This is a genomic window from Paenibacillus puldeungensis (assembly GCF_042678945.1).
Taxonomy (GTDB): domain Bacteria; phylum Bacillota; class Bacilli; order Paenibacillales; family Paenibacillaceae; genus Fontibacillus; species Fontibacillus puldeungensis.
In genome coordinates this window covers 488,601-513,288 of sequence record NZ_JBHTLM010000001.1, presented here as the reverse complement: position 1 = coordinate 513,288, position 24,688 = coordinate 488,601, and the positions used below count along the sequence as shown (strand labels likewise).

21 protein-coding genes are annotated in these 24,688 nt (G+C 46.5%); 10 read left to right on the top strand and 11 right to left on the bottom strand.

Annotated features, from left to right (window positions below; genetic code table 11):
• Positions 1–149: 149 nt before the first annotated feature.
• Entirely contained in the window at positions 150–2,426 is a 2,277-nt protein-coding gene (locus ACFQ3W_RS02145; protein WP_379316130.1) for a YhgE/Pip family protein, read from the bottom strand.
• A gap of 48 nt (positions 2,427–2,474) precedes the next feature.
• Positions 2,475–3,065 carry a TetR/AcrR family transcriptional regulator gene (locus ACFQ3W_RS02140; protein ID WP_379316378.1) on the bottom strand — a complete coding sequence of 197 codons (591 nt, stop codon included), beginning with the start codon at positions 3,063–3,065 and terminating at the stop codon, positions 2,475–2,477.
• Positions 3,066–3,502: 437 nt separating this feature from the next.
• Between ACFQ3W_RS02140 and ACFQ3W_RS02135 the strand changes: the two genes are divergently transcribed.
• Positions 3,503–4,684 (top strand): MGDG synthase family glycosyltransferase, encoded by a 1,182-nt coding sequence (locus ACFQ3W_RS02135; protein ID WP_379316128.1) that lies wholly within the window; start codon positions 3,503–3,505, stop codon positions 4,682–4,684.
• 6 nt (positions 4,685–4,690) lie between these two features.
• On the opposite strand, the gene thpR is transcribed toward ACFQ3W_RS02135, so the two are convergent.
• The 3 genes from thpR to ACFQ3W_RS02120 all read right to left on the bottom strand — a co-directional run bounded on the left by thpR (position 4,691) and on the right by ACFQ3W_RS02120 (position 6,765).
• Positions 4,691–5,254, bottom strand: coding sequence for an RNA 2',3'-cyclic phosphodiesterase (thpR, locus tag ACFQ3W_RS02130; protein WP_379316126.1), 564 nt, complete (start codon positions 5,252–5,254; stop codon positions 4,691–4,693).
• Positions 5,255–5,410: 156 nt separating this feature from the next.
• Complete coding sequence (locus ACFQ3W_RS02125) at positions 5,411–5,875, bottom strand: Dps family protein (RefSeq protein WP_379316124.1); 465 nt, start codon at positions 5,873–5,875, stop codon at positions 5,411–5,413.
• Between the two features lie 509 nt (positions 5,876–6,384).
• Positions 6,385–6,765 (bottom strand): DivIVA domain-containing protein, encoded by a 381-nt coding sequence (locus tag ACFQ3W_RS02120; protein ID WP_379316122.1) that lies wholly within the window; start codon positions 6,763–6,765, stop codon positions 6,385–6,387.
• Positions 6,766–6,968: 203 nt separating this feature from the next.
• Here ACFQ3W_RS02120 and ACFQ3W_RS02115 point away from each other — a divergent pair, with 203 nt between their 5' ends.
• Entirely contained in the window at positions 6,969–7,943 is a 975-nt protein-coding gene (locus ACFQ3W_RS02115; RefSeq protein ID WP_379316120.1) for an MraY family glycosyltransferase, read from the top strand.
• A gap of 151 nt (positions 7,944–8,094) precedes the next feature.
• On the opposite strand, the gene ACFQ3W_RS02110 is transcribed toward ACFQ3W_RS02115, so the two are convergent.
• A complete protein-coding gene (locus ACFQ3W_RS02110; RefSeq protein ID WP_379316118.1) occupies positions 8,095–8,307 on the bottom strand; it encodes a twin-arginine translocase TatA/TatE family subunit in 213 nt (70 codons plus the stop codon).
• Between the two features lie 181 nt (positions 8,308–8,488).
• Between ACFQ3W_RS02110 and ytaF the strand changes: the two genes are divergently transcribed.
• The 5 genes from ytaF to ACFQ3W_RS02085 all read left to right on the top strand — a co-directional run bounded on the left by ytaF (position 8,489) and on the right by ACFQ3W_RS02085 (position 12,792).
• Positions 8,489–9,100, top strand: a complete 612-nt coding sequence (gene ytaF, locus ACFQ3W_RS02105) for a sporulation membrane protein YtaF (RefSeq protein ID WP_379316116.1) — start codon at positions 8,489–8,491, stop codon at positions 9,098–9,100.
• A 235-nt stretch (positions 9,101–9,335) separates the two neighbouring features.
• On the top strand, positions 9,336–9,935 hold the full coding sequence (locus tag ACFQ3W_RS02100) for a TetR/AcrR family transcriptional regulator (RefSeq protein ID WP_379316114.1): 600 nt from the start codon (positions 9,336–9,338) through the stop codon (positions 9,933–9,935).
• A gap of 44 nt (positions 9,936–9,979) precedes the next feature.
• Positions 9,980–10,852: a transporter substrate-binding domain-containing protein gene (locus ACFQ3W_RS02095; RefSeq protein WP_379316112.1), complete on the top strand. Its 873-nt coding sequence runs from the start codon at positions 9,980–9,982 to the stop codon at positions 10,850–10,852.
• 32 nt (positions 10,853–10,884) lie between these two features.
• Positions 10,885–11,529, top strand: a complete 645-nt coding sequence (locus tag ACFQ3W_RS02090) for an amino acid ABC transporter permease (protein ID WP_379316110.1) — start codon at positions 10,885–10,887, stop codon at positions 11,527–11,529.
• A gap of 27 nt (positions 11,530–11,556) precedes the next feature.
• The gene (locus ACFQ3W_RS02085) at positions 11,557–12,792 is read left to right on the top strand and encodes a M24 family metallopeptidase (RefSeq protein ID WP_379316108.1); all 1,236 of its coding nucleotides are present in this window, start codon (positions 11,557–11,559) and stop codon (positions 12,790–12,792) included.
• Between the two features lie 473 nt (positions 12,793–13,265).
• On the opposite strand, the gene ACFQ3W_RS02080 is transcribed toward ACFQ3W_RS02085, so the two are convergent.
• The gene (locus ACFQ3W_RS02080) at positions 13,266–14,117 is read right to left on the bottom strand and encodes an SDR family oxidoreductase (protein ID WP_379316106.1); all 852 of its coding nucleotides are present in this window, start codon (positions 14,115–14,117) and stop codon (positions 13,266–13,268) included.
• 104 nt (positions 14,118–14,221) lie between these two features.
• On the opposite strand from ACFQ3W_RS02080, the gene ACFQ3W_RS02075 reads away from it, so the two are divergent.
• Together ACFQ3W_RS02075 and ACFQ3W_RS02070 are read left to right on the top strand one after the other, a co-directional pair.
• Positions 14,222–15,163, top strand: a complete 942-nt coding sequence (locus ACFQ3W_RS02075; protein WP_379316104.1) for a hypothetical protein — start codon at positions 14,222–14,224, stop codon at positions 15,161–15,163.
• Between the two features lie 68 nt (positions 15,164–15,231).
• Positions 15,232–15,474: an NHLP leader peptide family RiPP precursor gene (locus ACFQ3W_RS02070; protein WP_379316102.1), complete on the top strand. Its 243-nt coding sequence runs from the start codon at positions 15,232–15,234 to the stop codon at positions 15,472–15,474.
• A 34-nt stretch (positions 15,475–15,508) separates the two neighbouring features.
• Here ACFQ3W_RS02070 and ACFQ3W_RS02065 read toward each other — a convergent pair whose 3' ends face one another.
• The 3 genes from ACFQ3W_RS02065 to ACFQ3W_RS02055 all read right to left on the bottom strand — a co-directional run bounded on the left by ACFQ3W_RS02065 (position 15,509) and on the right by ACFQ3W_RS02055 (position 22,011).
• The gene (locus ACFQ3W_RS02065; RefSeq protein WP_379316100.1) at positions 15,509–17,419 is read right to left on the bottom strand and encodes an ATP-binding protein; all 1,911 of its coding nucleotides are present in this window, start codon (positions 17,417–17,419) and stop codon (positions 15,509–15,511) included.
• A 270-nt stretch (positions 17,420–17,689) separates the two neighbouring features.
• Positions 17,690–20,914, bottom strand: a complete 3,225-nt coding sequence (locus ACFQ3W_RS02060; protein ID WP_379316098.1) for a cellobiose phosphorylase — start codon at positions 20,912–20,914, stop codon at positions 17,690–17,692.
• Positions 20,915–21,006: 92 nt separating this feature from the next.
• Complete coding sequence (locus ACFQ3W_RS02055; protein WP_379316096.1) at positions 21,007–22,011, bottom strand: LacI family DNA-binding transcriptional regulator; 1,005 nt, start codon at positions 22,009–22,011, stop codon at positions 21,007–21,009.
• 184 nt (positions 22,012–22,195) lie between these two features.
• Between ACFQ3W_RS02055 and ACFQ3W_RS02050 the strand changes: the two genes are divergently transcribed.
• Positions 22,196–22,411 (top strand): hypothetical protein, encoded by a 216-nt coding sequence (locus ACFQ3W_RS02050; protein ID WP_379316094.1) that lies wholly within the window; start codon positions 22,196–22,198, stop codon positions 22,409–22,411.
• Positions 22,412–22,687: 276 nt separating this feature from the next.
• On the opposite strand, the gene ACFQ3W_RS02045 is transcribed toward ACFQ3W_RS02050, so the two are convergent.
• Entirely contained in the window at positions 22,688–24,673 is a 1,986-nt protein-coding gene (locus tag ACFQ3W_RS02045; protein WP_379316092.1) for a methyl-accepting chemotaxis protein, read from the bottom strand.
• Positions 24,674–24,688 lie beyond the last annotated feature (15 nt).

Here is a 24,688-nt window from a genome sequence, read left to right as displayed (position 1 = left end):
CTAAGACTGACCGCGATTCGCAACGGTTATTTTTGCTATATCAGAAAGAAAGCCGTTCCTTCCGAGTTCCTATTTTCTGATATCTAAAAAAAGCGTGAGCAGTGAGGGCTAGTTGCCCCCCATACTCACGCTTTCCCAAAATATTGTGCTTAATGTGTAGATTGTGCGCTCAGGTTTGCTTCTGGACTAGCGTCCTCACTGCGTTCATGACGCAGGAAGTAAACCAGCGTAATTGCCAGGAATACGACCCCGAAGGAAGCCAGCATGCCGATATCTTCCCATGCTACGTTGAAGTTGCCGGTAGATACAACCGCTTTGTAGCCTCTGACACTGTAGGTCATTGGCAGGAGCGGGTTGAAAGCTTTCATCCAGTTTGGAATCAGTTCCAGCGGGAATGTACCTGCGCTTGTCGTCAATTGGAAAATGAGCATCAGAATTGCTAAGAAACGGCCCGGATTTTCCAACCAAGTAACGAGTGCTTGAATGATGAACATATAACACAAACTGGTGACAAAGCTAAATAGGTAGAAGAGCGGTACGCTCTTAACCTCAAGTCCCAAAACGTGCAATACTAGAACCACGGACAAGAGGGATTGAATAAGGCTCATTCCGGTGAACGCAAGCGTACGGCTTACAAAACGGTTCCAGCCGGTTGCTTGGGCCACCGAAGATCCACGGATCGGTACGACCAGCGTTGAGATCAGAGCCCCGACAAACAAGCCAAGTGACAAGAAGTAAGGCGAGAAGCCAGTACCGTAGTTCGGTACTCTGTTAATCTTCTGTTCGTTAATTTCAATTGGCTCAGCAAACATGTTGACCAGAGCATCCGTTTTCTTCACACTGGATGTTTTATCTGCTGCATCGTTCAGCTTCGTAGCCAATTCACCAGAACCGTCAGTCAATTTATCCATGCCGTTTTTCAGCTCTCCGGCTCCTTCATCCAATTTCTTGGAGCCATCGGCCAAAGTGCTGACACCGCCGGACAGTTTATCAACACCGCCTTGCAGCTGTTGTGCACCTGTACTCAGCTTGCTTGCGCCAGTAGCCAGTTGTTTGCCGCCAGTTGCTGCTTCGGACAGCTTGCTGTTGAACAATTTCAGACCGCCAGCGAGCTGCTCATGACCTGCAGTCAACTGAGTAGCTCCGGCCAGCAATTGCTGCTGACCATCCGTCAGCTGCTTGCTGCCTTGCACGAGCTGCTGCTGTGCACCGTGCAAATCTTTGCTGCCTTGTACAAGCTGCTGTTGTGCACCATGCAGATCCTGACTGCCTTTCAGCAGTTGTTGATTGCCCTGATGCACCTGTTCACTGCCTTGAGCTACAGCCTGGCTGGCTGCCACGAGCTTTTGTACAGCCGGGTTCTTCGCCAAATCAGGACTTAGCTTCGTTAATTGATCCAAGCCTTGAGCTACGCCTTTAGCTCCTTCCGAAACTTTAGCGCTGCCTTGCACGGACGATTCAAGTCCAGCTTGCAGCTTGGCGCTACCTTGTTCGGATGCTTCCAATCCGGCTTGCAGTTTAGCGCTGCCTTGTTCGGATGCTCCCAATCCGGCTTGCAGCTTCTGGCTGCCTTCCAGGGAGGATTGCAATCCGGTCTGCAGTTGCTTGCCGCCGTTATTGGCCTGCACCGCACCGGCTTCCAGCTTATTGCCGGCTTGCTCCAGTTGAGCAAGGCCGCCGGACAGCTTGGTTGCGCCATTGTTCAGGTCGTTAGCCCCTTTGCTCAGGGCGCCCGTTCCTTTTTCCAGCGGAGCTACACCGTTTTGAAGCTTCGTCGTGCCATCGACCAACTTGGCCAAGTTTTCCTTTAGCTTCTGAGCACCGTCATCGAGCTTAACAGCTCCGTCTTTAAGAGTATTCGCTCCATCGCCCGCATCACCGAGGCCGCTGGAGACTTTCTCAACTTGGTCAAACAACGTTTCCGTATATGCCTCAGTTACCTTGGCGGACACTTTCGCTTTAATTTGCTTTACGGCAGTACCGCCGATTTGCGCGGCCAGGAAGTTGTAGCCTTCGTTAGGCTCGAAAATAATTTCAGCCGGCTTTGGACTATCATCCATCAACGTAGTGGCCTGCTGCGAGAAGTTTTCCGGGATCACAATCGTCATGTAGTACTTGTTTTCCTCGATCCCTTTATCCGCTTCACTGCGAGAGACAAATCTCCAATTGAAATCGTCGCTCTTCTTCAACTCATCGACGAGATCTTTACCCACGGTTAGTTGCTTACCTTCATAATCCGCTCCTGTATCCTGGTTAACGACCGCAACAGGCAGTTCATTCATTTTGCCATACGGGTCCCAGAAGGCACCGAGGAACATCCCGCTATATAACACAGGGATGAACAGCACAGCAAGAATCGGAATAAAGACTTTTGGCTTTTTGAAGGTAGCCCCCAAATCCTTTAAAAACACCGATAATGATTTCATATTTTGTTTTCTCTCCTTGCCGAGTTATCTATAATCTTCTCTTTGAACTTACCTATCACTTGCTTTCGGGGACAGTCCGCTTGCCAGAAAGTTACGGATAAACTCCTTAATCTGAACTTCGCTTAACGGCTTATAAAGCTTGTTCCAATCCGACGTGAGCGCAATGTAAAGCTTGAACACTACGAAAGACACCATTTTGGGGTCATAATCACCAATTTCTCGGCGCTGCACAAAACGAGCAATCTGGCGTTCAAGATAATTCAATATCTCGTTTTCGACTCTCTCCAGTCCTTCGCGGGCTTTAGGAGTACCAAAATCGCGCACTTCCTGCGACAGCTTGATCAGAAGGTCATGCTCTTTCCTGAACTCAAGCAGTAAGTCCATTGCTCGATGCAGATTTTCGAAAAAAGACTTGCTCTCATCAACTTCTTCCTCGATGATCCGCCGCATCTCTACAATGACAGAACGAAGAATTTCGTCGAACAGCTCCTCCTTGTTGGAAAAAAAGGTGTAGATCGTCCCTTTGGCCACATTCGCTATTTTCGCGACATGGTCCATCGTCGTCGCTTTATAGCCAAATAGCGCGAAAGACTTTCCCGCTGCTTCGACTACTTGTTTACGGCGATCCACCAATGCCATCATTCGCACCTCCTTTACGTTCAGTAATAAAAACATGAGGGCCAAAAATGACTAACTGACTAAAAATCACTTTTGGTCATTCGGTCAATTATCACTTTAGCACTTCCGAAAATAGAATGCAAGATGTATTTTTCAAGTTTTTTCATTTGTTTTCAAAAGCTTGTCCAATTCTTTTAAACTGTGTATTTTTCTACAATATATGAGAACCCTCAACATCATTTTTGTGAGCCAATCAACCTTCAAAAATAAAGCTTCACAAGCTTCCCCGACTTAAGTCCAGCAGATAGACCAGTCCTTGGCCTCTTTCCGCCAAACGGCAAACGAAATACACTGGTAAACAGAGAGTTCCAATGGCGTTAACAAACTTGAGATTATCAGCGGTTCTCAAAAATAGATCCCGGTCATTACCGGATTATAGATGAAGCAGGTGATCTTTAATGCGAAAGAAAAGAGTACTGATCTTATCGGAAGGATTCGGAAGCGGCCATACCCAGGCAGGCCATGCTTTGGCTGCAGGACTAAAGAAGCTATGCCCGTACATCCAGGCGAGAGTGATGGAGCTCGGTTCTTTTTTAAATCCGACGGTAGCGCCGTTGATTATTTCTGCTTATCGCCGAACAGTTAGTACCAGTCCGGCTCTGTTCGGTATGTATTACCGCAAAAACTACGAAAAGCCGGTCGGACGCTTGGCCCGCCTGGCTCTTCATAAAATGTTCTATCAACATGCCTCCGAGGTCATCGAGCAATTAAGACCCGAGCTTATAATATGTACTCACCCTATCCCAAGTGCGATCATTTCCCGTCTAAAGGCTGCCGGTCTCGACGTTCCGCTTTGGACGGTAATTACCGATTATGATGCACACGGCTCGTGGCTCAGTCCTGGTGTAGACCGCTATCTCGTATCTACGGAGGAAGTAAGAGATCAGTTGATCAGCCGCGGCGTTCGAGAGGACGCTGTTGAAGCTACAGGTATTCCCGTTCATCCCGACTTCTGGGTCAGACAAGATCCTTCGGCAGTACGGGAAGAGCTTGGTCTAAAAAACATGCCAACTGTGCTCGTTATGGGCGGTGGCTGGGGTCTTCTGTTCAAGGAGGAACTGATCAGCAAACTCACCGCTCGGCGCGAGGAAATTCAAATCGTCTGCTGCATGGGTAGCAATAAAAAGCTGATTGAAAAGCTAAGCAATCATCCAGCCTTTCAACATCCTAACGTTAAGGTGCTTGGATATACGAGAGAAGTCAGCAAATGGATGGATGCATCCGATTTGCTCATCACAAAGCCCGGTGGAATGACCTGTACAGAAGGACTTGCAAAAGGCATCCCGATGTTGTTTTATGAATCGCTTCCTGGGCAAGAGGAAAAAAACAAGGACTATTTCGTAAATCACGGATACGGTACCGAATTTACTTCACCTGAGGTGTTGGATCACTGGTTTGAAGCTATTCGAGATCATGGTCATGGCGCTCCGGTTAGAATCAACAATAAACTAACTCCTTTGTACCCCGCTTACCGGCCGGACCGCTGCGTTCAGAGCGTTATCAGGGAGTTGCAGGGAACCATAGGTCCGGTTCGACTCCATGCTCAGTCCGGCCAGAAAGTAAAACAACAAGCGAACTAACTACAGCTATAATGTAATAGTTCTTACAACCTCATACATCGGACGCTCATGCATATGCGTCCGGTAAACGACCAGACGATCCACCAACCATGAGCCGAACTCAGGTGCTGAATTCAAAACCTCCAGATTCAGTCTGGCATCCTCACGATATTTACGGGCCAACGTAATATGCGGGGTATAACGGCGCTCCTCCGGAACAAATCCGAGGGCACGATTCGCTTCAGTCACCTTCTGTTGTAACCGGCTTAGCGCCGCGATATCCCCACGCACCCCGGCCCAAAGCACACTTGGACTAGCAGGTCTGCCAAATGTGCCACATCCCGCCGCTTCAATTGAAAACTCAGGCGTATTTTCAATTGCCCGTTTTAGACCTACTTCTAATTGGTCCAATCGCTCCGGCATCATATCCCCAAGAAACTGAACTGTAATATGATAGTCCTCCGTATACACCCATTTGCGAAATTGCAGCAGTTCTTCCCGTTCACTGCACCACGCTTGCATTTTATGCTTCACATCCTGTGGTATAGGTACAGCGATGAAAATTCGCCATGCCTCCTTTTGTCCTAGCACGTCCGTCACCTCTCCATTTATATATCCCTAATCAGAGCAAATCTAACTCATTTATTCAATCAACTGCATCCTCACTCTTCTAAAAAAAGACCTCACCAAGAGCGGTTTTATTCGCCCAAGGAAGGTCCTTTGTTCACTTTATCTTGATAAAGTCCATTATTTACCAAGATAAGCGTTCAGCATCCAACGATGTTTCTCCAGCGCCGACATAATCCCGAGCAGAAGATCGCCGGTAGCTTCGTCTTCCGTTCTTGCTGCAGCTTCCATCGCATCCTTCAATTCGCCGATGATCACTTCGAAATCGGATATCACCGAGGCTACCATTTCTTGAGCGGTTTCTTTCCCGGTCGCCTCCGAGATGCTTGCAAGAGCGAGTGATTCGCGAAGCGTAGCTACAGGGGCCCCATCTATTGTCAGCAATCGTTCAGCAAGTTCATCCAGGTATCCTGTTGCTTCATTGTACAGGGATTCGAATTTCTCATGTAGTGTGAAGAAGTTCTCGCCCTTAACAAACCAGTGGAAGCTGTGCAGCTTCGTATACATTACGGTCCAGTTTGCGACCTGAAGATTCAGTTGCTTGTGCAGTTCTTGATTCACTTGAGTTAAAGTTTGATTTGTCATTTAAATTCCTCCATTTCAATACTATAAGATGTGTAAGTAATACTTTTAAATTATTTTTAGACTAAATCTAAATCTTGATTATATATTACCATTTGCACACCGTTGTGACAACACTTTAAAAATGAAGATCTTGTGAAATTGAAATTTCAGCGAATGCATCTAAACCGATTCATCAAGCTTCTGACCACTATTTTGCACTTGTCCCTCCATCAATATGCAGATTTAGATTCATGCCTCTATCAGCACCCTTCGCTAAATGTATTATGTACAGTTATTTTCAAGCAAATTGTGGATTTTTGGATTTTAACTGCATTTCCTACATTTAAACCGAGTCAATTTTGCTCGTTATGGTTATTTTGCTCTTTTTAACTGCTCTTTTTGCATCTAAGTGCTTAGGTCTCCGGACAAGACAATTTTTAATTGTACAAAATACATTTAGTAAGTTCTTTGTAGTCTAAGAGCGCACAAAAAGAACCGGTGCATAAAGCATCGGTTCTCATCATTTCATACTAACGATCTGTACGAAGTTGCAGCTTCAACTGCTCTAAATTCCGTTCCAACTGGCGAATTCCATCCTCAACGATCCGGCGATCCACGGAATTCTCCACATCAATTTGCGGCTTGCGGGCGTAAGCTTTCTTCTCCTCTTCCCAATAAGCTTGGCGGCGCTGGATTTCTTTATATTTATCCAGTAAATCGGTAAAGATATCGTAGAAACGTTCATAGTCAACGATGATATCGTCCAAAAAACGGTCGACATCCTCCTTCTCGTACCCCCGCATCTTTACATCAAAATCTTTTTCATGAATAGAGAGCGCATCCAGCTTAATTCCCAGCTGTCTAAACAAGCTTTTCTGGTCCTCAAGCTTACGCGTGTAATCATCCTGCATTTATATCCCTCCGTACCCAATACTTTTCATGTTTTTATGACACATTAATAAGGATATTCGTACCCTCTATAATGTATCACATTTCCTTAGGTTCGTTCACCTTTGCACTAGTTTGTGTAGGCTTGAAAATTCGTCATATGCAATAAGTATTCGACAAGACTCTGCTTTCTTTTTATAATATGGCTTAATGAGTCCTATACTTTTTGGTGGTGATTATCATTTTATACTTATGGTCTTTTCTGCTAGCATTTCTTATCGTCTACCTGCTCATTCCCCCGCTGGGAAAGCTGGCGTTTCGCCTCGATTTCGTGGACAAGCCTAGAGCTGACGTGGAACGTAAAATCCATCGCAAGCCGATTCCGCTCACAGCAAGCTACGCCATCTTTACCGGTTTTTTCATATCTTACCTGCTGTTTACGAGAAACTTCTCATGGGAAACTGGGGCGCTGTTCGCCGGTGGCGTTCTACTTCTAACGATCGGAACGGTCGATGACTGGTACAAAACGAAGGGCAAAGACTTCCCGGCACTTCCCAAGCTGATCGTTCAAGTATCGGCCGCCATCCTTGTGTATGCCGCGGGAATCACTTTTAGTGGATTCGTCAATCCATTCAGTGGCGAATATGTCCTGTTGCCGGCCTGGATGCAATTTATTTTAACGATTCTTTGGATATTCGGCGTTACCACTGTCATCAATTTCTCAGATGGACTTGATGGACTGGCCGGTGGTTTGTCAGCCATTTCTGCTGGGACATTGTTTGTTGTTGCGATCGCCAAGGGGCAAACCAATTCGGCAGTATTGTCCATTACCCTGATCGGAGTGTCTCTTGCCTATTTACGTTATAATAAGGCGCCCGCCAAAGTGTTTATGGGCGATGCCGGGGCAACTTTTCTTGGATTTATACTGGCTGTTATTGCACTTGATGGCGCATTTAAGCAGGCTACGGTCCTGTCCCTGTTCATTCCGGTATTAGCCCTGGGAGTGCCAATCTTCGACAATCTGTTCGTAGTCATTAAACGGATGATTCAGGGTAAATCGATTTACCAGGCAGACGCAAGCCAAGTTCACTATCGCCTGCTTCGAGCCGGGCTAAATCAAAAGCAAGTGGTTATGTTCCTTTATTTACTCAGCACCTGCCTTGGATTGTCATCGATTATATTGCTACTGCTGCAGGTATAAAGAGATTCCATATTGTTTTGAATCAAAGAAAGCCTTGATCCGCTCAATCGGTTCAAGGCTTTCTTTGTTGTTTGTTGGCAAAATAATAGCGCGAGCTTAAACCATTCCGGCCTAGTCGCGCTTTTCTATAAGGGAAACCTGTGAATTTCTTTTATGAAGACTTATGTGTTTCCGCAGACGCCGGGGTTTGGATTTCCTGCGGCTTATCTTCCTCGATAATATCTCCGCGCGCCCCTTTCTTGAACTCCTTCAACATCGTACCAAAGCTGCGTCCAAGTTCCGGGAGTTTGCTAGGGCCAAACAACAAAAGCGCCGCTATCACCAGCAACAATAGATGAGACGGGCGCAATAAATTTTCAAGCACATTTATCACTCCTCGGGTAGATCTTTGTTGACATTATACTACTTTTTAACAGGTAAAGAAAACTACTAATCGTAAAAACCCAAAAAGAAGATCGACTACGAACCAATGCCGCCGTGTCAGAAACCAAAATTGGAATCTGGGCATATGCTGTGTCATCACATTACGCAAAGGAGCGAACATCATGGGTTCATACAGTCTGTTGGCTGTCATTGCCATTGGACTCGCGTCCAACCTGGATAATGCGGGTGTCGGGATTGCATATGGGGTCCGAAAAATCCGTATACCGTGGTATTCCAATCTGGCCATTGCTTTTATTTCGTTTCTGGCCACTCTGATGTCGGGGTTATTCGGCAGTTGGATTTCATCGTGGATACATCCCTGGATTGGACAGCTATTAGGAACCGTCGTCATTGTAGGCGTAGGCATTTGGGTACTGATGCAGCCGTTTACCGAGAAAAAACCTTTGCCGCCGCAGAACGATGCCCAGATGCTTACCCGGCTGCTCCGCAATCCGGAGGAAGCCGATGTAGACAGTTCAAAATCACTCAATCTCGGTGAATCGTTTCTGCTCGGTATTGCACTTGCTATGAATGCGTTGGCAGGCGGTTTTAATGCGGGTATTACACAGCTAAACGTATGGCTCACTTCCCTTTCCGTCGGCTTTTTCAGCTTCATTCTGCTAGCTCTCTGCGCCGGCTTTGGCGAGAAGTACGCTGCGGAGAAATTTGGCAACCAGGCTACGATAATATCCGGCCTGCTGTTAATTCTGATCGGAATTCACCAAATGTTTTAGAAGACAACCCGTACTTTCAATTTCAATTTGAGAATGTTCATATCCCGGGTTATTACCCGGGCATTTTGTTATTTGGAGTTTCATATATCGACGGGTTCCACAAAAGAGAGGATTGACAAACACAATATTAATTAATACTATGTAAATAGTCGGAATTAACTGACTGACGGATCAATTAGGGAAGGGGTGAAGATCGCTGGGAGCCAACACTACGGACATACAAAGACGGGAGCAATTGAAAAAGATAGCTTTGGAATGTTTTGCCCGCAAAGGATACCACAATACCAAAATATCCGACATCGTTAAGTCTGCGGGCGTTTCCCAAGGTACGTTCTACTGGTATTTTGCGAGCAAAGAGAAGATGACGCTTGAACTGATCCAAGATGGTCGAGAGAAACTAGTTGCAACAGTTGCTAAAGGTTACCGTCGTGAGGCGGGAACAGTAACGGATATGGAATTGTCCACACGGCGTCTGCTAACGGAATTGTTCCAGTTTGCCGAAAGTGAGCGGCATTTAATGGTATTGCTGCTTCTTAAAGGTCAAGGTGCTGATCCAGCGATTCAGACGGCTATATCCCAAACCTGGCAAACGTTCGGCGATGCGTTCAAGAATAATATCGGACGAGCTTCAGAGCTTGGCATGCTTCCTGTCGATCCGCAGGGTGTGTCAATGCGTTCGCTATTGCTCGTTTCACTGATTGAAGGCACTATGTCAAAATGGCTGTTTGGGCCGGAGCACGATGTCGACTACCGATCTGAATACTCCGCCGAGCAGATGGCTTACGCTGTCGCCAAATTTGAATTCTATGGACTTATGGGAGATCCCCTTGAGTAGAATTACCAACCTTTCAGCAAACAAGAAAAGAGGAGAGAGAAACCATGAACATGAAAAAGAAAAAACCACTGCTGATTTTATCCGTTATTGCGGCATTAACGCTTCTGTTGTCCGCATGCGGAGGAAATGGTCAGGGAGGAACGCCGGCTGCAAGCGGAGGAAATAATGCCGCAGCGGAAAAAGGCAATAGTGCTCAAGGCAATTTGCTGGAGCAAATTAAAAGTAAAGGCAAAATCACGATCGGCCTCATGGGTACGTATGCCCCATACAACTTTGTTAATGAAAAAAATGAAGTCGACGGCTACGATGCCGATATTTCCAAAGAAATCGCCAAACGGATCGGTGTGGAAGCCGAGTTTGTAACAGGGGAATTTTCCGGGCTTATCGAGGGTCTACAAAAAGATAAATACGATGCGCTTGTTAGCCAGGTGACCATTACCGATGAACGGAAACAATCGATCGATTTCTCCGAACCGTATGTAAAAAATGACGTAAGCATTATCGTTAAAGGTGACAACAGCAGCATTCAGAAAATTGAAGACTTCAAAGGTAAAAAAGTCGGCGTTGCGCTTGGAACGAACGACGAAACTTATCTGCGCGAGGAAGTGCTTCCTAAGGTCGGCGACTTTGAAATTGTCACCTACAACGATAACTTGAACGCATTGATGGATCTCAACACCGGGCGGATCGATGCTACGATCAACAACGTTTTTGCGCTGAAGCCGCTAATTGAGAAAAATCACCTTGATTTGAAAACCGTTGGAGAGCCTCTGAAATCCGACTACGCGGGTGTAGCCATGCCTAAGAATAGCCCTGAGCTACAAGCGGCCGTCAACAAGGCGCTGCAGGAAATTAAAACCGACGGAACCCTGAAAACGCTGTACAATAAATGGTTTGGGGTCGACCCGAATTTCTAAGAATGGCTGTATGATAAAGGGAGGAATACCCGATGAAGCTTGTGCTGGACAACCTTGAATACCTGCTGACCGGAGCCTATTACACACTGCAGATTACCTTCGTATCGATGTTCTTCGGGTTAATTCTCGGACTACTCACTGCAATTGCCCGTTTGAAAGGGAATATCGTGCTGCAAAGTATAGCTAAAGTGTACGTCTCTATCATTCGCGGCACCCCGTTAATGGTGCAGATCTTCATTGTGTATTACGGGCTGCCGGACTTCGGGATCAAGCTTAGTCCGATGATGTCGGCGTATATCTCTATGAGCATTAATATTGGCGCGTATTTATCGGAGACGTTCCGAGCTACGATTTTGTCCGTGGATCGGGGACAGACTGAGGCGGCTCAATCGCTTGGGATGACAAGCTGGCAGACGATGCGTTATGTTATATTGCCACAAGCTGCTCGAATAGCGATCCCCCCGCTGGGAAACACATTTATCGGAATGCTGAAGGAAACCTCTCTCGTATCTCTTGTAACGGTGGTCGAGCTGTTCCGAGCGGCTCAACTGCTTGTCGCAAGATATTATGTAGCGATGCCCTTCTTCCTGGCGATTGGGCTGATGTACTGGATCATGAGCACCGGACTCTCCGTCATGCTGAATCATATTGAAAAACGCTTATCCAAAGCTTATTAAGCGACCTGAATAAGGAGCTGAACCATTGTGCAAATCACGGATGACAAGCTGCAGTACACGATAGATTACCATCTGCAGGACGTCGCAAGACGAGCTAGAGAAAAGTTGGAAAAAGAACAGCTGGATGCCCTTGTCGCTTCCAGTGCGGAAAATTTTTACTACCTCACCGGGCAACCGAGCATGTTCCTTTATACATTTCGGATGAGCGAGGCTGCTTTTGCCGTCGTTTTCCGCGACCCGGCGAAGAAATCGATCCTGCTCATGAGCGAATTTGAAGCCTCTGGGCTGCCGGATGTCATTCCTGGCTTTGACATCCGCACCTACCCGCAATGGATCGATCTTGACGATCCATTTGGGCTGCAGCCGGGGCGTTACCTAGGGGAACGCCCCGATGCGCCTCGGCCGGAAGCCGCGCTGGTGGCGCTGGCCGAGGCGCTGGGATCCGGCGGCGCTGCCGCGGGCCGGATCGCGGCCGAGCTGAGCGGGATGAAACCGTCATCCCGCGCTAAGCTCGCAGACAGCCTGCCAGAGGCTGTCTGGGCGGAGGCGCAGCCGCTCTTTACGGAGCTCCGGTCCATCAAGACCGGATTTGAGATCGAGCGGCTGCGGGAGAGCTGCGCCATCGCCGAGGCGGCCATCGGCGAAGTGCTGCCAAAGATCGGGCCCGGCGTAACCGCCGCCGAGCTGGCCGCGGCGTTTCACATCGCGGCCTACCGCCGGGCCATCGGTTTCACCGAACGGTTCACGACGATCTCCGTCGGACCGGATTTTGCACCGGCGTCACTATTCCGGACGCACCCTGCTGCGCCTGGCGATACGATCAAGTTCGACGTCGGTGTCGATGTCCAAGGCTACGGCTCCGATATCGCCCGCACCTTCACCCTCGGCAAGCCGACCGATGCGGCTAAGCGGGCTTACGAGGCACTCCGCCCTGGCCATGACCGCATGCTGGAACTAGCCGGGCCTGACGTACCTATGGCTGACATCTTTAAAGCCGGTATGGAAGTAATTCGGCGCTCTGGATTGCCGAATTACAACCGCGGCCATCTGGGCCACAGCATTGGGTTAGCGCTGTCTACCGAAGAAGCCCCCTTTGTTAGCGGCACGGAACAAACCATTCTCAAGCCGGGTATGGTTATATGTTTAGAAACCCCATACTATGGTTACGGTGTAGGTGCCGTAATGATTGAAGATATGGTACTCATCACAGATAACGGTATAGAACGGCTGAACTCGCTTTCCCGTGATCTCATCGCATTATAAGATAGAGCTAAGCTAAGGAATGATTTAAAAAGCATAACCGCACAAAAAACCGTCCGGGAAAATAACGGACGGTTTTTTGTGTGCAAACTCATTCGCTGGCGCTGAGCGAGGAAATGAGCAGATTGCAAGCATTTATGGGTTCATACATTCAGGGCTCATGCCTCTCTCAACATTCATAGCTAGTTGTATTTTGTACATCTATTTTTCTGAAAAATGTGCAATTTAAAATTTTAACTGCATTTTGTGCATCTAAAACAGATCCATTTGGCTTGGAAGGGTTATTTGGCTCCTTTTAACTGCACTTTTTACAGCTAAATGCTTAAGGCTCCCACCAAAGCGATTTTTAACTGCACAAAATACATCTATTCAGTTCTTCGACCACAGAATTCCTTACAGCATTGTTTACTCGTTCATCTGCATATTTCATTTGCTCTGCTAATCAAAAATCAGCTTATTTCTCGCCCCGGATACGGTTAAAGGGGGACCTTATATCCCACCTGTTGCTCGCTCCATACCCACAGCTTCCGCGCTTGTTCCGGATCATCCGCTCTGGCGCTTAGCCGCTGCGGCTTCTTTTTGTAAAAATATTGGCCGCTTTGCTCGGCCACTTCCTCGGAGGTCGCAAGGTAAATTGCTGTAGCTGCCCCCTGCTCCGGCGTTAGGAAAAAAGGTCGCAGCATCGCCATCACGGATTTCCCGAACCCCGTAGCTCGGTCTACGCCGATGCTTGTCGCGACGGCCCCGGGGTGCAGACAGTTAGCAGTTACCTGCGTCGATGCAAGTCGCCGGGCCAATTCCTTGGTAAACAAAATGTTAGCCAGCTTCGACTGCGCATAAGCTTTAGCCGCGTTGTAACCTCGCTCCAGTGTGATGTCTTCGTAGTGAATCTTGCCGATTTTGTAAGCCCCGGAAGAAACGTTCACGATTCTCCCCTGCTCGGCTGCCTTTAGCGGCTCCATCAGTAGCGAGGTAAGCAGGAAATGTCCCAGATGGTTAATCCCCATATGGGCTTCGAACCCATGCGGGGTGATCTGCCGCTTTAAGGACATAATTCCCGCATTGTTTAGCAGCACATCTAAAACTGGATAACGCTCCTTAAACCAAGCTGCAAACTCTCGTACACTATCCAGCGACTGCAGATCACAAATAGCTAGCTCTAGCCTGTTGGAACCGCTGATTTGTTTCGCCTGCTCCAAAGCCTGCTGTCCACGCTCCTTATTACGGCAAGCCATTATAACGTAAGCTCCTTGGCGAGCTAGTTCGGCAGACGATGCAAGCCCCATACCCGAGTTGGCTCCTGTAATGATGACGGTTTTGTCTTTCATATGCTCCTCCTTCGCCTACGTATGTTTTTTAGGATAAAAGTACCATAAAGTCTAAATCTATTTTATAATTATAATTGGTATTTTTATGAAAAGGGGGTCAAATCGTGAACTGGTTTACGAGCTTTGAGAAGGATCTAGAAGGAGCTTTCGCCGACGCCGAATCGATCCTATCCAGTCTGCCCACTCGCTTCCGGGGACAGGCTGCCGATTACCTGGATAAATTTCATGCTTTGAAAGAGAACCGGTCCAAGAATTATATTTGCTACCTGCTGCCGTATTGGCTTAAGGAAGCGGCTGGAACGGAACTGAAGGATATCCACCAGTTTACCGTCGCCAACCTTCTAGGCATGATGTACTATCACTTGATCGACGAGCTCATGGATGAGCCTGATCAAAAAAGTAAGTATCAGCTTCCACTAGCAGACCTGGTCCGATTTGAATTTACTCAAATGTACAGCAACTATTTTGTTGCGGCCTCCCCTTTTTGGACCTACTATCGAAAATACACCGCAGAATGGGCGGACGCTGTGACCCGGGAAAACGAATGCGATTTCTTTCAGGAAAATCCTGTCCTAGTGGCCCACAAGGCTTCACCTGTGAAGCTATGTATCGCCGGATCGCTGCTCCTTACCGGACGTGAAAACCTCATTTCTACCTTTGAGAATGCGGTTGATAAGGTACTTATTACGCTGCAGATGCTGGATGATTGGGAGGATTGGGAGAAGGATTTAAAAGACGGCAGCTATAATTGCTTAATTTCTACAATTCAAAAGGAGTTACAGCTTCCTAATGGTGTCAGGCCCACTTCGGAGGAGATTACGAAGGCGTTATATGTACAGGACGTCTTGTCGCGTTACGCCGAACTGGCTAATGGGAACCATAACTCTCTTGCAAACATAGCATCTATGATTCCGCATTTATATCATTTCCATGAGTATTTGCGGCAGAACTTACAGCAAGGAGCAGGTCAACTACGTCATGAACGTGAATTGCTGATGCAAGGTGGATTGGAATATTGGTTATCGAAAAATATGATTCGTTCCTAGATTTATAGTTTAATCCATGGTATACTAAAAAGGAAAATATAACCATTTTTAAATGAAAGGGTGATTTCATGTCAACAGGAGCTCTTCAATCACAAGTAATTCAAAAAGCATGGCAAGACCCAAGCTTCAAAGCCAAACTTCTCGCTGACCCTAAAGCAGCTATTCAAGAAGTATTGGGTGTATCCTTCCCTGATCACATCAAGATTAAAGCTGTTGAAGAAAACTCTGACGAATTCTACCTTGTTCTCCCGCAAAATCCGTCAGGCGTAGTTGCATCTGATGTTAAACCGAATGCAGTTTGGGGAGCGTAACCCTCCTCTAAAATAGGGGTAGGAAACGATTCGATTATTCCGGTAAGGCTTCCGTCATTTTAACGGATGGAAACTGGATAATTGCTTCGGTGCCTACTCCTTTTTCACTAGTAAACGATATTTTTCCCTGCATCACTTCGATAATGCGAAACGTAACCATAAGACCAAGCCCTGTACCCTTTGTTTTATTGGAAAAGTATGGCTCCCCCAATCTGGCAAGTACATCCGCGTCCATCCCTTCGCCATTATCCTTAATGTGTATGGAAACCTTCTGATCCTCTTCATAGGCCCAAATCTGGATTTCTCCTTCTCCTCTTAAGGATTCGATACTGTTTTTGATGATATTAATAAATGCCTGTTTAAATTTAGAGGAGTTTCCTTTTACATAAATATTTTTTGGAATATGGACGGATATTTTGCCCCCCTGCAAATTCGCGAGCGGAATTAAAATCCCTTCAATATGGATAAATTCATCCAGCACGTTCAGAACGGTTACTTTTCCAGCTTCAGGTTTGGCAAATGTTAAGAAATCGGTAATAATTCCGGAGGCTCGATCCAATTCTTCCAAGGCCATATTCAGGTATACTTTATCCGAGTTTTGCTGCTTTTCAGCAAGGAGCTGCAAAAAACCTCTGGTAACTTGCAGCGGGTTTCTCACTTCGTGGGCAACGGAGGCAGCCAATTCACTGATAATCTCCATTTTCTCGGATCTCTGGAGTTCATTATTGAACATTTCCAACTCTTTCGAATATTGAACTACCTGTTCATGGCTTCGCGCAAATTTTTTCCCCAGAATGATAATCAGTGAGATCAAGAAGCAAACCACTCCCCATTTCCACAGAAAAAGGTCATAATATTCCGACTTTAAGTAGAACATCAGGAGTTCGCCCAATCCTAAAACAGCAAATATAACAAAACCTATCGAGAAGATTATCGCTTCAGTATTTCCCCTAAACGTATAAATCGAGGAGACAGTAACCAGTAAAATAAACTGTACTATCATAATAACGCCAAGCACTGTTGCTGTCGCAATTCTATATATATTAAAAAAACGATGATCCGCGATCTGGTCAGCAAACATCAGCACGATACAAAAAGCAGAGTAAACAACCTGAAATTTTCGATACTTTGTTATTATAGAAAACATGCCGCTTCCGAATATACACTCGAAGAAATAAGTGAATGCAGGCAAAAGTATAAATAAGGATAGGTCAAAGAGTGATACAAAAAAGGCCCCATACTTGCCAAAAAGTGAGTAAAGGAAAGAAGAATACGTTATAACAATAGTTCCGCTCGTCAGTATAACAACATTAAGTGAGACCCAGCTTTTCAAATTTTCAGTCTTTAGAAAGAAGGTACAAATCAACATAACAGCAGCTATAAATATTAGAGCACTGCCCAAAATAAAATCGGTTATATTGCTTTTGAAAAACTCATTCTGGAGTTGACTAAATTCTCCGATTTTAATATTTTTTTGGATTCCGATTCTTTTATCCGAATTAATCCCGATATACAGCGTATTATCAGCATCTTTGGATTTCAAAGGCAACAATATCGTATTTATCTCATAATTGTAGTTTCTCTCTGACTCATATAATATTTCATCGCCCATCTTAACGACGATATGATAGCCATATATTTTTTCGAAAAAAATAGCCGAATTTTTATATTTCAATTGCGGAATGCTGATTTTTATCCATTGAGAAGCATTGGGATATGGCTTTATCGGTTCCGGAGAGTTCCGATCTACATTAACCCACCCGCTCCGTGCTTGCAGCTCACCCTCGCTCATTGCCGGATTAAAAGTATCCGTCCAAAAAATCTCCCAGTGATTAATGATCTGTTCACTTCTCTGTCTTTCAGCAGGGTTTTCCAACAAATATGCACAGAAAACAACCAATAGCATTACAAATACAACAGCCACACCTTTTACAAAACCCTTCATTACAGCACCTCTGCCAAAGATTTAAGAGCTACTTAGTTACAATTCGATGCATTCCAATTAAAACCTTCAATTATATGGAAATAAAGATAAATATTTTTAGGTTGACTTACCAACAGTTATTTTACCGTCTATATCAATTTTAATCTATGCATGTTTTCAAAATAATAAGAAAAGTGCAAATAAAAAAGAGACCTCGGATGCTTTAGGCCGTAAGCCGTGCACAAAATCCGAAGTCCCTATCACGCTGTCAATCGTATTTGTATGAAACTATTAGGCTAGTTCTACCTCAATTCGTTCGGCTCCACCGCTGCGAATTTCCTCCGCTAGCTTACCGCAAATTTGCGAGCTGCTAATTTCTACGGTGTCCCCATTATGTTTGAAGACCGTCATTTTTTGCACCCTTGCCGGGTCTTCTCCGTACGTGCTCTTCTTTCGTGGATTTCGATAGGTGACATCTGTTTGCCCCAGGAAGCGGAAAGTTACCTCGCCTCGTTCATCGAACATCCAGCCCGGAAGTACGGGGTTTAACTGAAGCCGCAGTTCCCCGTCAACCATTCGGAAAATTTGCTTTCCAGCCATCATGAAGATCCACATGCTAAGAAATTCTGCCGTTGATCCGCTTAGCCGGGCTACAAACCCTCTGCCGTGAGTGTTCGGATCCGGGTTAACGCTGGAAGCGATAAATGACGAATTCTCAAGCGTACTTCGGCCATATACAGCCGGGTCCATAAACGGAACCAGCGATGTTTTGATCTCGGCAAAAAACTGCTCGGTTAGGCCGCTTTTTAGCAGAGCGAGCAAATATTTATAGCTCATATGAAGGAATACGGACTCCCGTTCCAGCCACCCCGGCGTAAAAGCCCGAATGCGACCGATCTCATGACCTTCCTCACTTAGGCTGACTGAAGTTTTATACATTTTGATCTGTTTATCGAACAGATCGCTGCACCGAATTTTATCATAAACCGCTTTGGCTTCGTTCACATCGCCTATCGTCTTCATCCAGCGAGCAGGGCCCTCCAAAAAATACGGCAGCGGGCGGGCAGAAAACTTATTCACGACAACCTTCGGCAGACCATATTCTCCGATTATAGGCGCACCTTTTTCATTGCGTACAGGCTCATATTCCACTGCATCAAATACAAAGTAAGTCGGTGTGAGTCCGTCCCCAAGCTGAATCGCCTGGCTGATTCCTTGCTCCAGCTTGTTTAGCATTCGCTCAAATAGCACTGCTAGCTCTTTCATTGAAAGCTGACGCTCTGTCCCGGAAATACCAAAGCGGATTTGTTCGCGATAGCGTTCCCGGGCGAAAGCAACCTGATCCCAATACTCGAACTGCTCAAGCGATCCAACCATATACTTCTGAAGAAGAGTACTGACCTCACTTAGAAAGCTGGCTATTTCATCTGGTGCAGCAGTGCAGCTAACCGCCGCTTCACGTGCAGAACCAAGCATAAATTGGAGCATTCTCTTCAACTCAAACGTTTCGCTCATGCCCGATCCGAACAAGCCCGGCAATCCGTTCATCGCATCGTTCCAGCCCGGCTTATTCCCCTCCATCTCTACCCCCATACCGTAAGGGTCCAGCGTAGCAAATTTGTTCAGCGCGAGGGAGAGCAGCTTCACGAACAGGTTGGTACGGTAAATATCACCTGCTCCATACTGAGTCTTTAGCCAATTTGTGCTCTTCATCATCAGCCCAAATCTCTCTATCTTCTCTTCGTCCTCTACAAGAGCCCCGTATTGACGAACCTGCCCCTGACTATTAAGCACATATTTTTCGCTGCGTGGGAGTACTCTGACCGGGCTATCAAAGAAGGTGTATTCCTTTTCTTCAAACAGCAGCCATTCCTTACGCTCCGGGAAAATGTCCAGGTAGCTGTCGATCAGATCCATGTTGTAAGTCCAATGGTCGGACCAGTAGCCCTCTCCGAAGGAAGCTTCGATATGCTGCTGCGACATGGACAAAATGCCGGTGAGAAACTGCGTATCATCCACACTTAAGGCGATGTTCTGCCGGTGCACGAAAGAGATGATTTTGCCTGGTGTAAATTTACTTTGGCACAGTGCGACCAGTTCTTCCCTGCAGCCGGATGCAACCGATTCTATATACAAGGTTAATTCCTTCGCCCGTTCGGCCGGGACCTGGAAGGTGGTTCCCTCTACGCTAAGCGGATTGTAACCGTCTGCCTGGATCAGACTGAAGAAGGTGCGGATATTGAATGTACCGATTCTAGGATTGAAATAAATGTCGCTGCGCCGATTCTGATTGGCATCCCGAAAGTTTCCGTTCCCTTGGGAGTAATATTCGGGAGCGATGGAGAAAAAGTTGTAATCCCGCTCCAAATCACCATGCTTGCGAGAGTACAAATGAATGGCAAATCCGTCTTTGCCGTTCTCAAAGATGAAGGGATACCCTCCGCGCAAGAAATTGTCCAAATAGCACTGCTGGCAGTAAGCATCAAAAAGCGGAAGCGCCGACTTGGTCGTCATGTCAGCCGTCAACGAAGAGGTTAGTTCACCCGCTTCTTTGTATTTACGTTCAATATATTCCGGATCGGCAATGGACGGCGCTTTTGCATTCAGCCGCTCCACGCTGTCGATGTGTCCGATTACGGTATACAGCTTCGTGCTTTGACCAGAGTTTAGCTCTGCCGTAAATGCTGAAAATCCGCAAGGCACCTTGTTTACAGGAAACTGTTCCTCAGATGTGAGCTGGGCAAGCGGAAGTTCGGCAAACCGGTTTGGATACGCCAGAGAGGTGTTGCTTCCAAAAATAGTCTCAAAATCGACGAGCGTTGGAAGCATCTGCCCATCCCGATCAAATGATATGTAAAAATGACCGCTGAGCACCTCGCTCACTTCGGCCTCGTCATGTGTACTGGAACGAAGGCGATAATAAGGGATTCCCTGTTCCAGGTTATCTACCTGCATCCAGCTTCGCAGCAGGTTCCCGATTTCCTTGTAACCGGCATTTTCGGTTCCATACGGAAGTATTTCAGGTAGCCCGTCAAGCATCTCCAGGTTCACCGGAGCCCCTGAAATATTCGTAATCTCTACTTTACGAACCAAAGCGGCATAATCTTCATTAGGCATTTGAAAATAAGTGATGCTGATACGTAGCCCGGAGTCTGCACACTCTTCCGTAATCATCAATTCATTGGGTAAAATACGCATAGTGCGTTTTACAGACGAATCCGGAATAGCGTTTTGGAAAGGCTCATAGATTCCGCTTCTCCCAGCCGCCTTAATAAAAGTTCTGAACCCCTTCATTCCTACAGATTGGTACGATATACTCGCCGGTGAGAACTCCATGATCGGGCTGTTTTTGTCGCGAATGCCGAAACTGCAAATCGCTTGGCCGCGATTGACGTAGAACGTCCACATCGGAATCCCCTTTAGACCGGCAAGGCCTGGGAGAAAGCTGGAGAACGGCTTGGCTTGATCAAATTGATCGATGACAAAAGCGTTTTGGTCGAAGGAATAGTTAGGCATAATGTCATTTACCTCCTAGATTCAATGTTAATGGTATATTTTCTTAAATAAATCGAAACCGGTTTCGAAATGTGATAAAAAAAGAAGCCTGCTCAAATCGGACGACAAGAGTCCCGCACCACAAGCTCAACCGATATCATATCGGACTGACTGCTGGCGCCTTCTTCTATGGAATAGATTAACATGTCGGCCGCTCTGCTGCCAAGCAAATATGTATTTTGCCGAACGGTTGTAAGCGCAGGCGTTAAAAATTTTGCCATTTCTATATCATCAAACCCAACGATAGAAATGTCCCCGGGTACACTTAACCCATGCTCTCTGATCGCCATCATCGCGCCGACAGCCAGGTTGTCTCCTGCGGCAAATACCGCCGTTGGAACTTGCTTGCACCGCAGCAGTTCTTCCATGGCGTGCTTTCCGCTCTCAACGGTATAGTCATAGCTGCCTTGAATAATATACTCGGGATTGGCTGGAACACCCAGTTCCTTCATGGCTTGCAAATATCCCTGCATCCGCTTCTCTCCGGCAAAAGACTGTCCCCCGCCAATATGGGCAATTCTCCGGTGTCCTAAGGCATAAAGATACTCTACAGCTCGTTTACTGCCTTCTACGTTATCCGAATAGATTGTGCTCTTGCTCACGGATTCCTGATCCAGTAGAACGCAAGGAATGCTCGATTCCAGCAGCTCTGCATAATAAGGGTCCCTATAGTCCGGTAAAATCACAACAACACCGTCAACTCCGCGAATTTTACAGTGCTCCAGGTAGCCGCTCTTTTTTCCGCCGATATCTTTAGAGATGAACATCAGGTCATAGCCTTTGGAGGTAGCCACACGTTTGAAGCCTTCGATTACACCTGCGAAGTAAGGATGGAGAATCCCCGCGCCCGATGGCTCAACAAAAAGCACCCCAATCGTCCAGGAGCGCTTTGTTGTCAGCGAACGAGCATGTGCATTAGGCAAATAGCCAAGCTGCTCGGCCGTATCTAGTATTTTTCGGCGCGTCTTCTGGCTGACATCTGCATACCCGTTAAACACTTTGGATACGGTCGTTGGAGAAAAGCCCGTTTTTTCAGCAATATCATAAATGGTTACCACATCAATTCACCTTCAGTTAGAAAAGTACAAGCCCGTCCAAGATTGTATGAAAAAATTGTAGCCGTAGTTGCCAAAGAAAGTCAATAAAAAAACAAAAAGGAGCGATTCATTTACGTTTGAAAGCTCTTTTTTAGGGTAAACTCCTTGTATAAATGTGGAAATCCAGAGAGGAGCTGTTTCGCAGGTGATTCCTGAAGACGAACAAAAGACGGCGGAAATGACGGATGAAAACGAACTGGACCGGTTTAATACGCTTCCCGATGTGCCCGATGCCGATGAAATCGAAATGAATAGCCCTGTTGACCCTGTAGCACCTGACCCGGACGCCATGCACGGTACGGATTTATTGAACGGATATGACGGTGACGATGACGAAAATGAGGCCGAGGTCCATCAGTAAGTGTATTTAGTACAGCTATTTATGGGATGAATGTGTATTTTTGGATTTTAACTGCAAAATGTGCATCTAAACTGGAACAATCTGTATCGGTAAGGGTATTTTGTTCCTTTTAGCTGCACTTTTTGCATTTAAATGCTCAATACTGGCAATAAAGCGAAATTTAACTGTACTAAATACATCTAGTAAAAGGTTAAAGTGGGCTCAACGAGAACAGTAAGCTCCACGATATCTATTCTTCGCGCGTTGATCAATTTTGTTATTGCCGTTTTATACGCATTACTCATCCTTGTAAACTTTAAACCGGCCCACCAATTCCTGCAATTGCTCGGCCATTTTGCTAAGGTCGGCTGAGGAGGACGCTATCTCCTCGACAGAGGCTAGCTGCTCCTCGGCTGCTGCAGAAATCGTCTGCGTATTGCCTGCCGCTTCTTCGGAAAGGCTACGAATTTGGTCAATGGCCCCTTCCACTGCATTGGCTTCATTAGCAACCCCTTGCATAGTTGCTGCCGCCGCACGCATGACTTCAGCGGCGCTAACCACCGATTCGCTGATCGAGCTGAAGGATTTGCCCGACTGATCGACGGCGATAATACCTTCGGATACTTTATCTTTTACTTCCTCCATCGTGTCTGCCGCCTGCTTCATTTCAACCTGGATCTGCCCGATCAGACCTTTGATCTGGTCGGCGGATTGCCCGGAGCCTTCCGCAAGCTTGCGCACTTCAGAGGCAACGACGGCGAAACCTCTGCCTTGTTCCCCGGCCCGTGCTGCTTCAATGGAAGCGTTTAGAGCGAGCAAATTGGTCTGTACTGCGATTTCTCCCATAACACTGACTATGCTGCCAATCTGGGTTGCCCGCTGATTCAGCGAATCAACTACCTTCGACAGATCTCCAACGGATTCATGTATCCCTTGAATCTTTTGCTGTACACTGTCTACCAGCAACGTGCCTTGTTTTGCAGAATCCGATGTTTCCGACATCGTTTGTGTAATATCCTGGATATTTCCGGAGACAAAGTTGACCTGCTGGGTCATCGTGTCTACGCTGCTCATGCCATTTTCCACACTGCGCAGCTGTTGTTCACTGCCTACAGCTACGTCTTGTATGGCGATTGTGACATGCTCGATCGCTTTTGTCGTTTGCTCTGCCCCCGCAGACAGTTCCTCTGCGGATGCGGACACGCTTTCGGTCATCTCCTGAACGCCTTCAACCATGCTGCGCAAATTGTCGACCATAAGCTGGAAGTTTGTGGCCAGTTCGCCGATTTCATCCGAACGGAATCCATCCAGCTTTTCCGTAAGATCCCCTGCTCCAAGAACTTTCGTCGAATGCTTTAGTCGCTGCAGCGGTTTAATGACCGAACGAACGTTTATGAATACAATGACACCCGCGCCCAGCATAGAGATGAGCATGACGAGCAGTACAGTATTGCGGATTCCCGATGTTTCTTTGGCAACTTCGCCTTGACTCAGCGTTCCCCCGATGCGCCAGCCGGTGAGTTCATTTTTCTGGAAGCTCATTTTATAAGGCTTGTCTTTAAGCTGGTAATCAAAAGTACCGGTATCTGATTGAAACATTTTCCCTACAAAGTCTTCCTTGAGCTCTTCTCCGGTTTTCCCTAAAGGGTGGTTCAAAACCTTTTTGGCACTATCGAAAATAACAATAAACCCTTCTTTGCCCACCTTTAATTTAGTCATCTCCGATATATCGGACAAATTCAAATTGACAGATACAACACCATCACCACCCGGCAATGTTTTGGAAATAGAAACCACCGGATTACCGTCGATCGAAGTAAAGATAGATGAAACGTTGACTTTTCCCGGCTGCTTCAAAGCGCCAACATACCAGTCCCGTTTTCGCGGATCGAATCCTTCAGGAAGCTTATTATTAGAACCCAGCAAAATTTTACCCTTGCTTGTTCCGATATAAATATCGAGAGCGTCTTTATGGATCGCCAAATATTGCTTGAATTTTTCTTTAATCGCCACATCTCCAGTAGCGACGGCTTCATTGACCGCATCAGCTGTATACAAATTTCCAAAGTACTCGATATCCGTAATCTTGTTCTTTATGTTCTGCGAAATAATCGAGTCAGCCGCTTTCACGTTCTCTTGCGCGCTGTGCATTAATTCACTTTCAACTTGTTTACTCGCTTTAGAGTAAGATACTCCACCAATGATTAAGCATGGAACGAGTAGAACAACAAGGTAGGAAATGATCATTCTTGAGCGGATCGTCAATGACATAGTTTTTTTCATAAAGATATCCCCCGA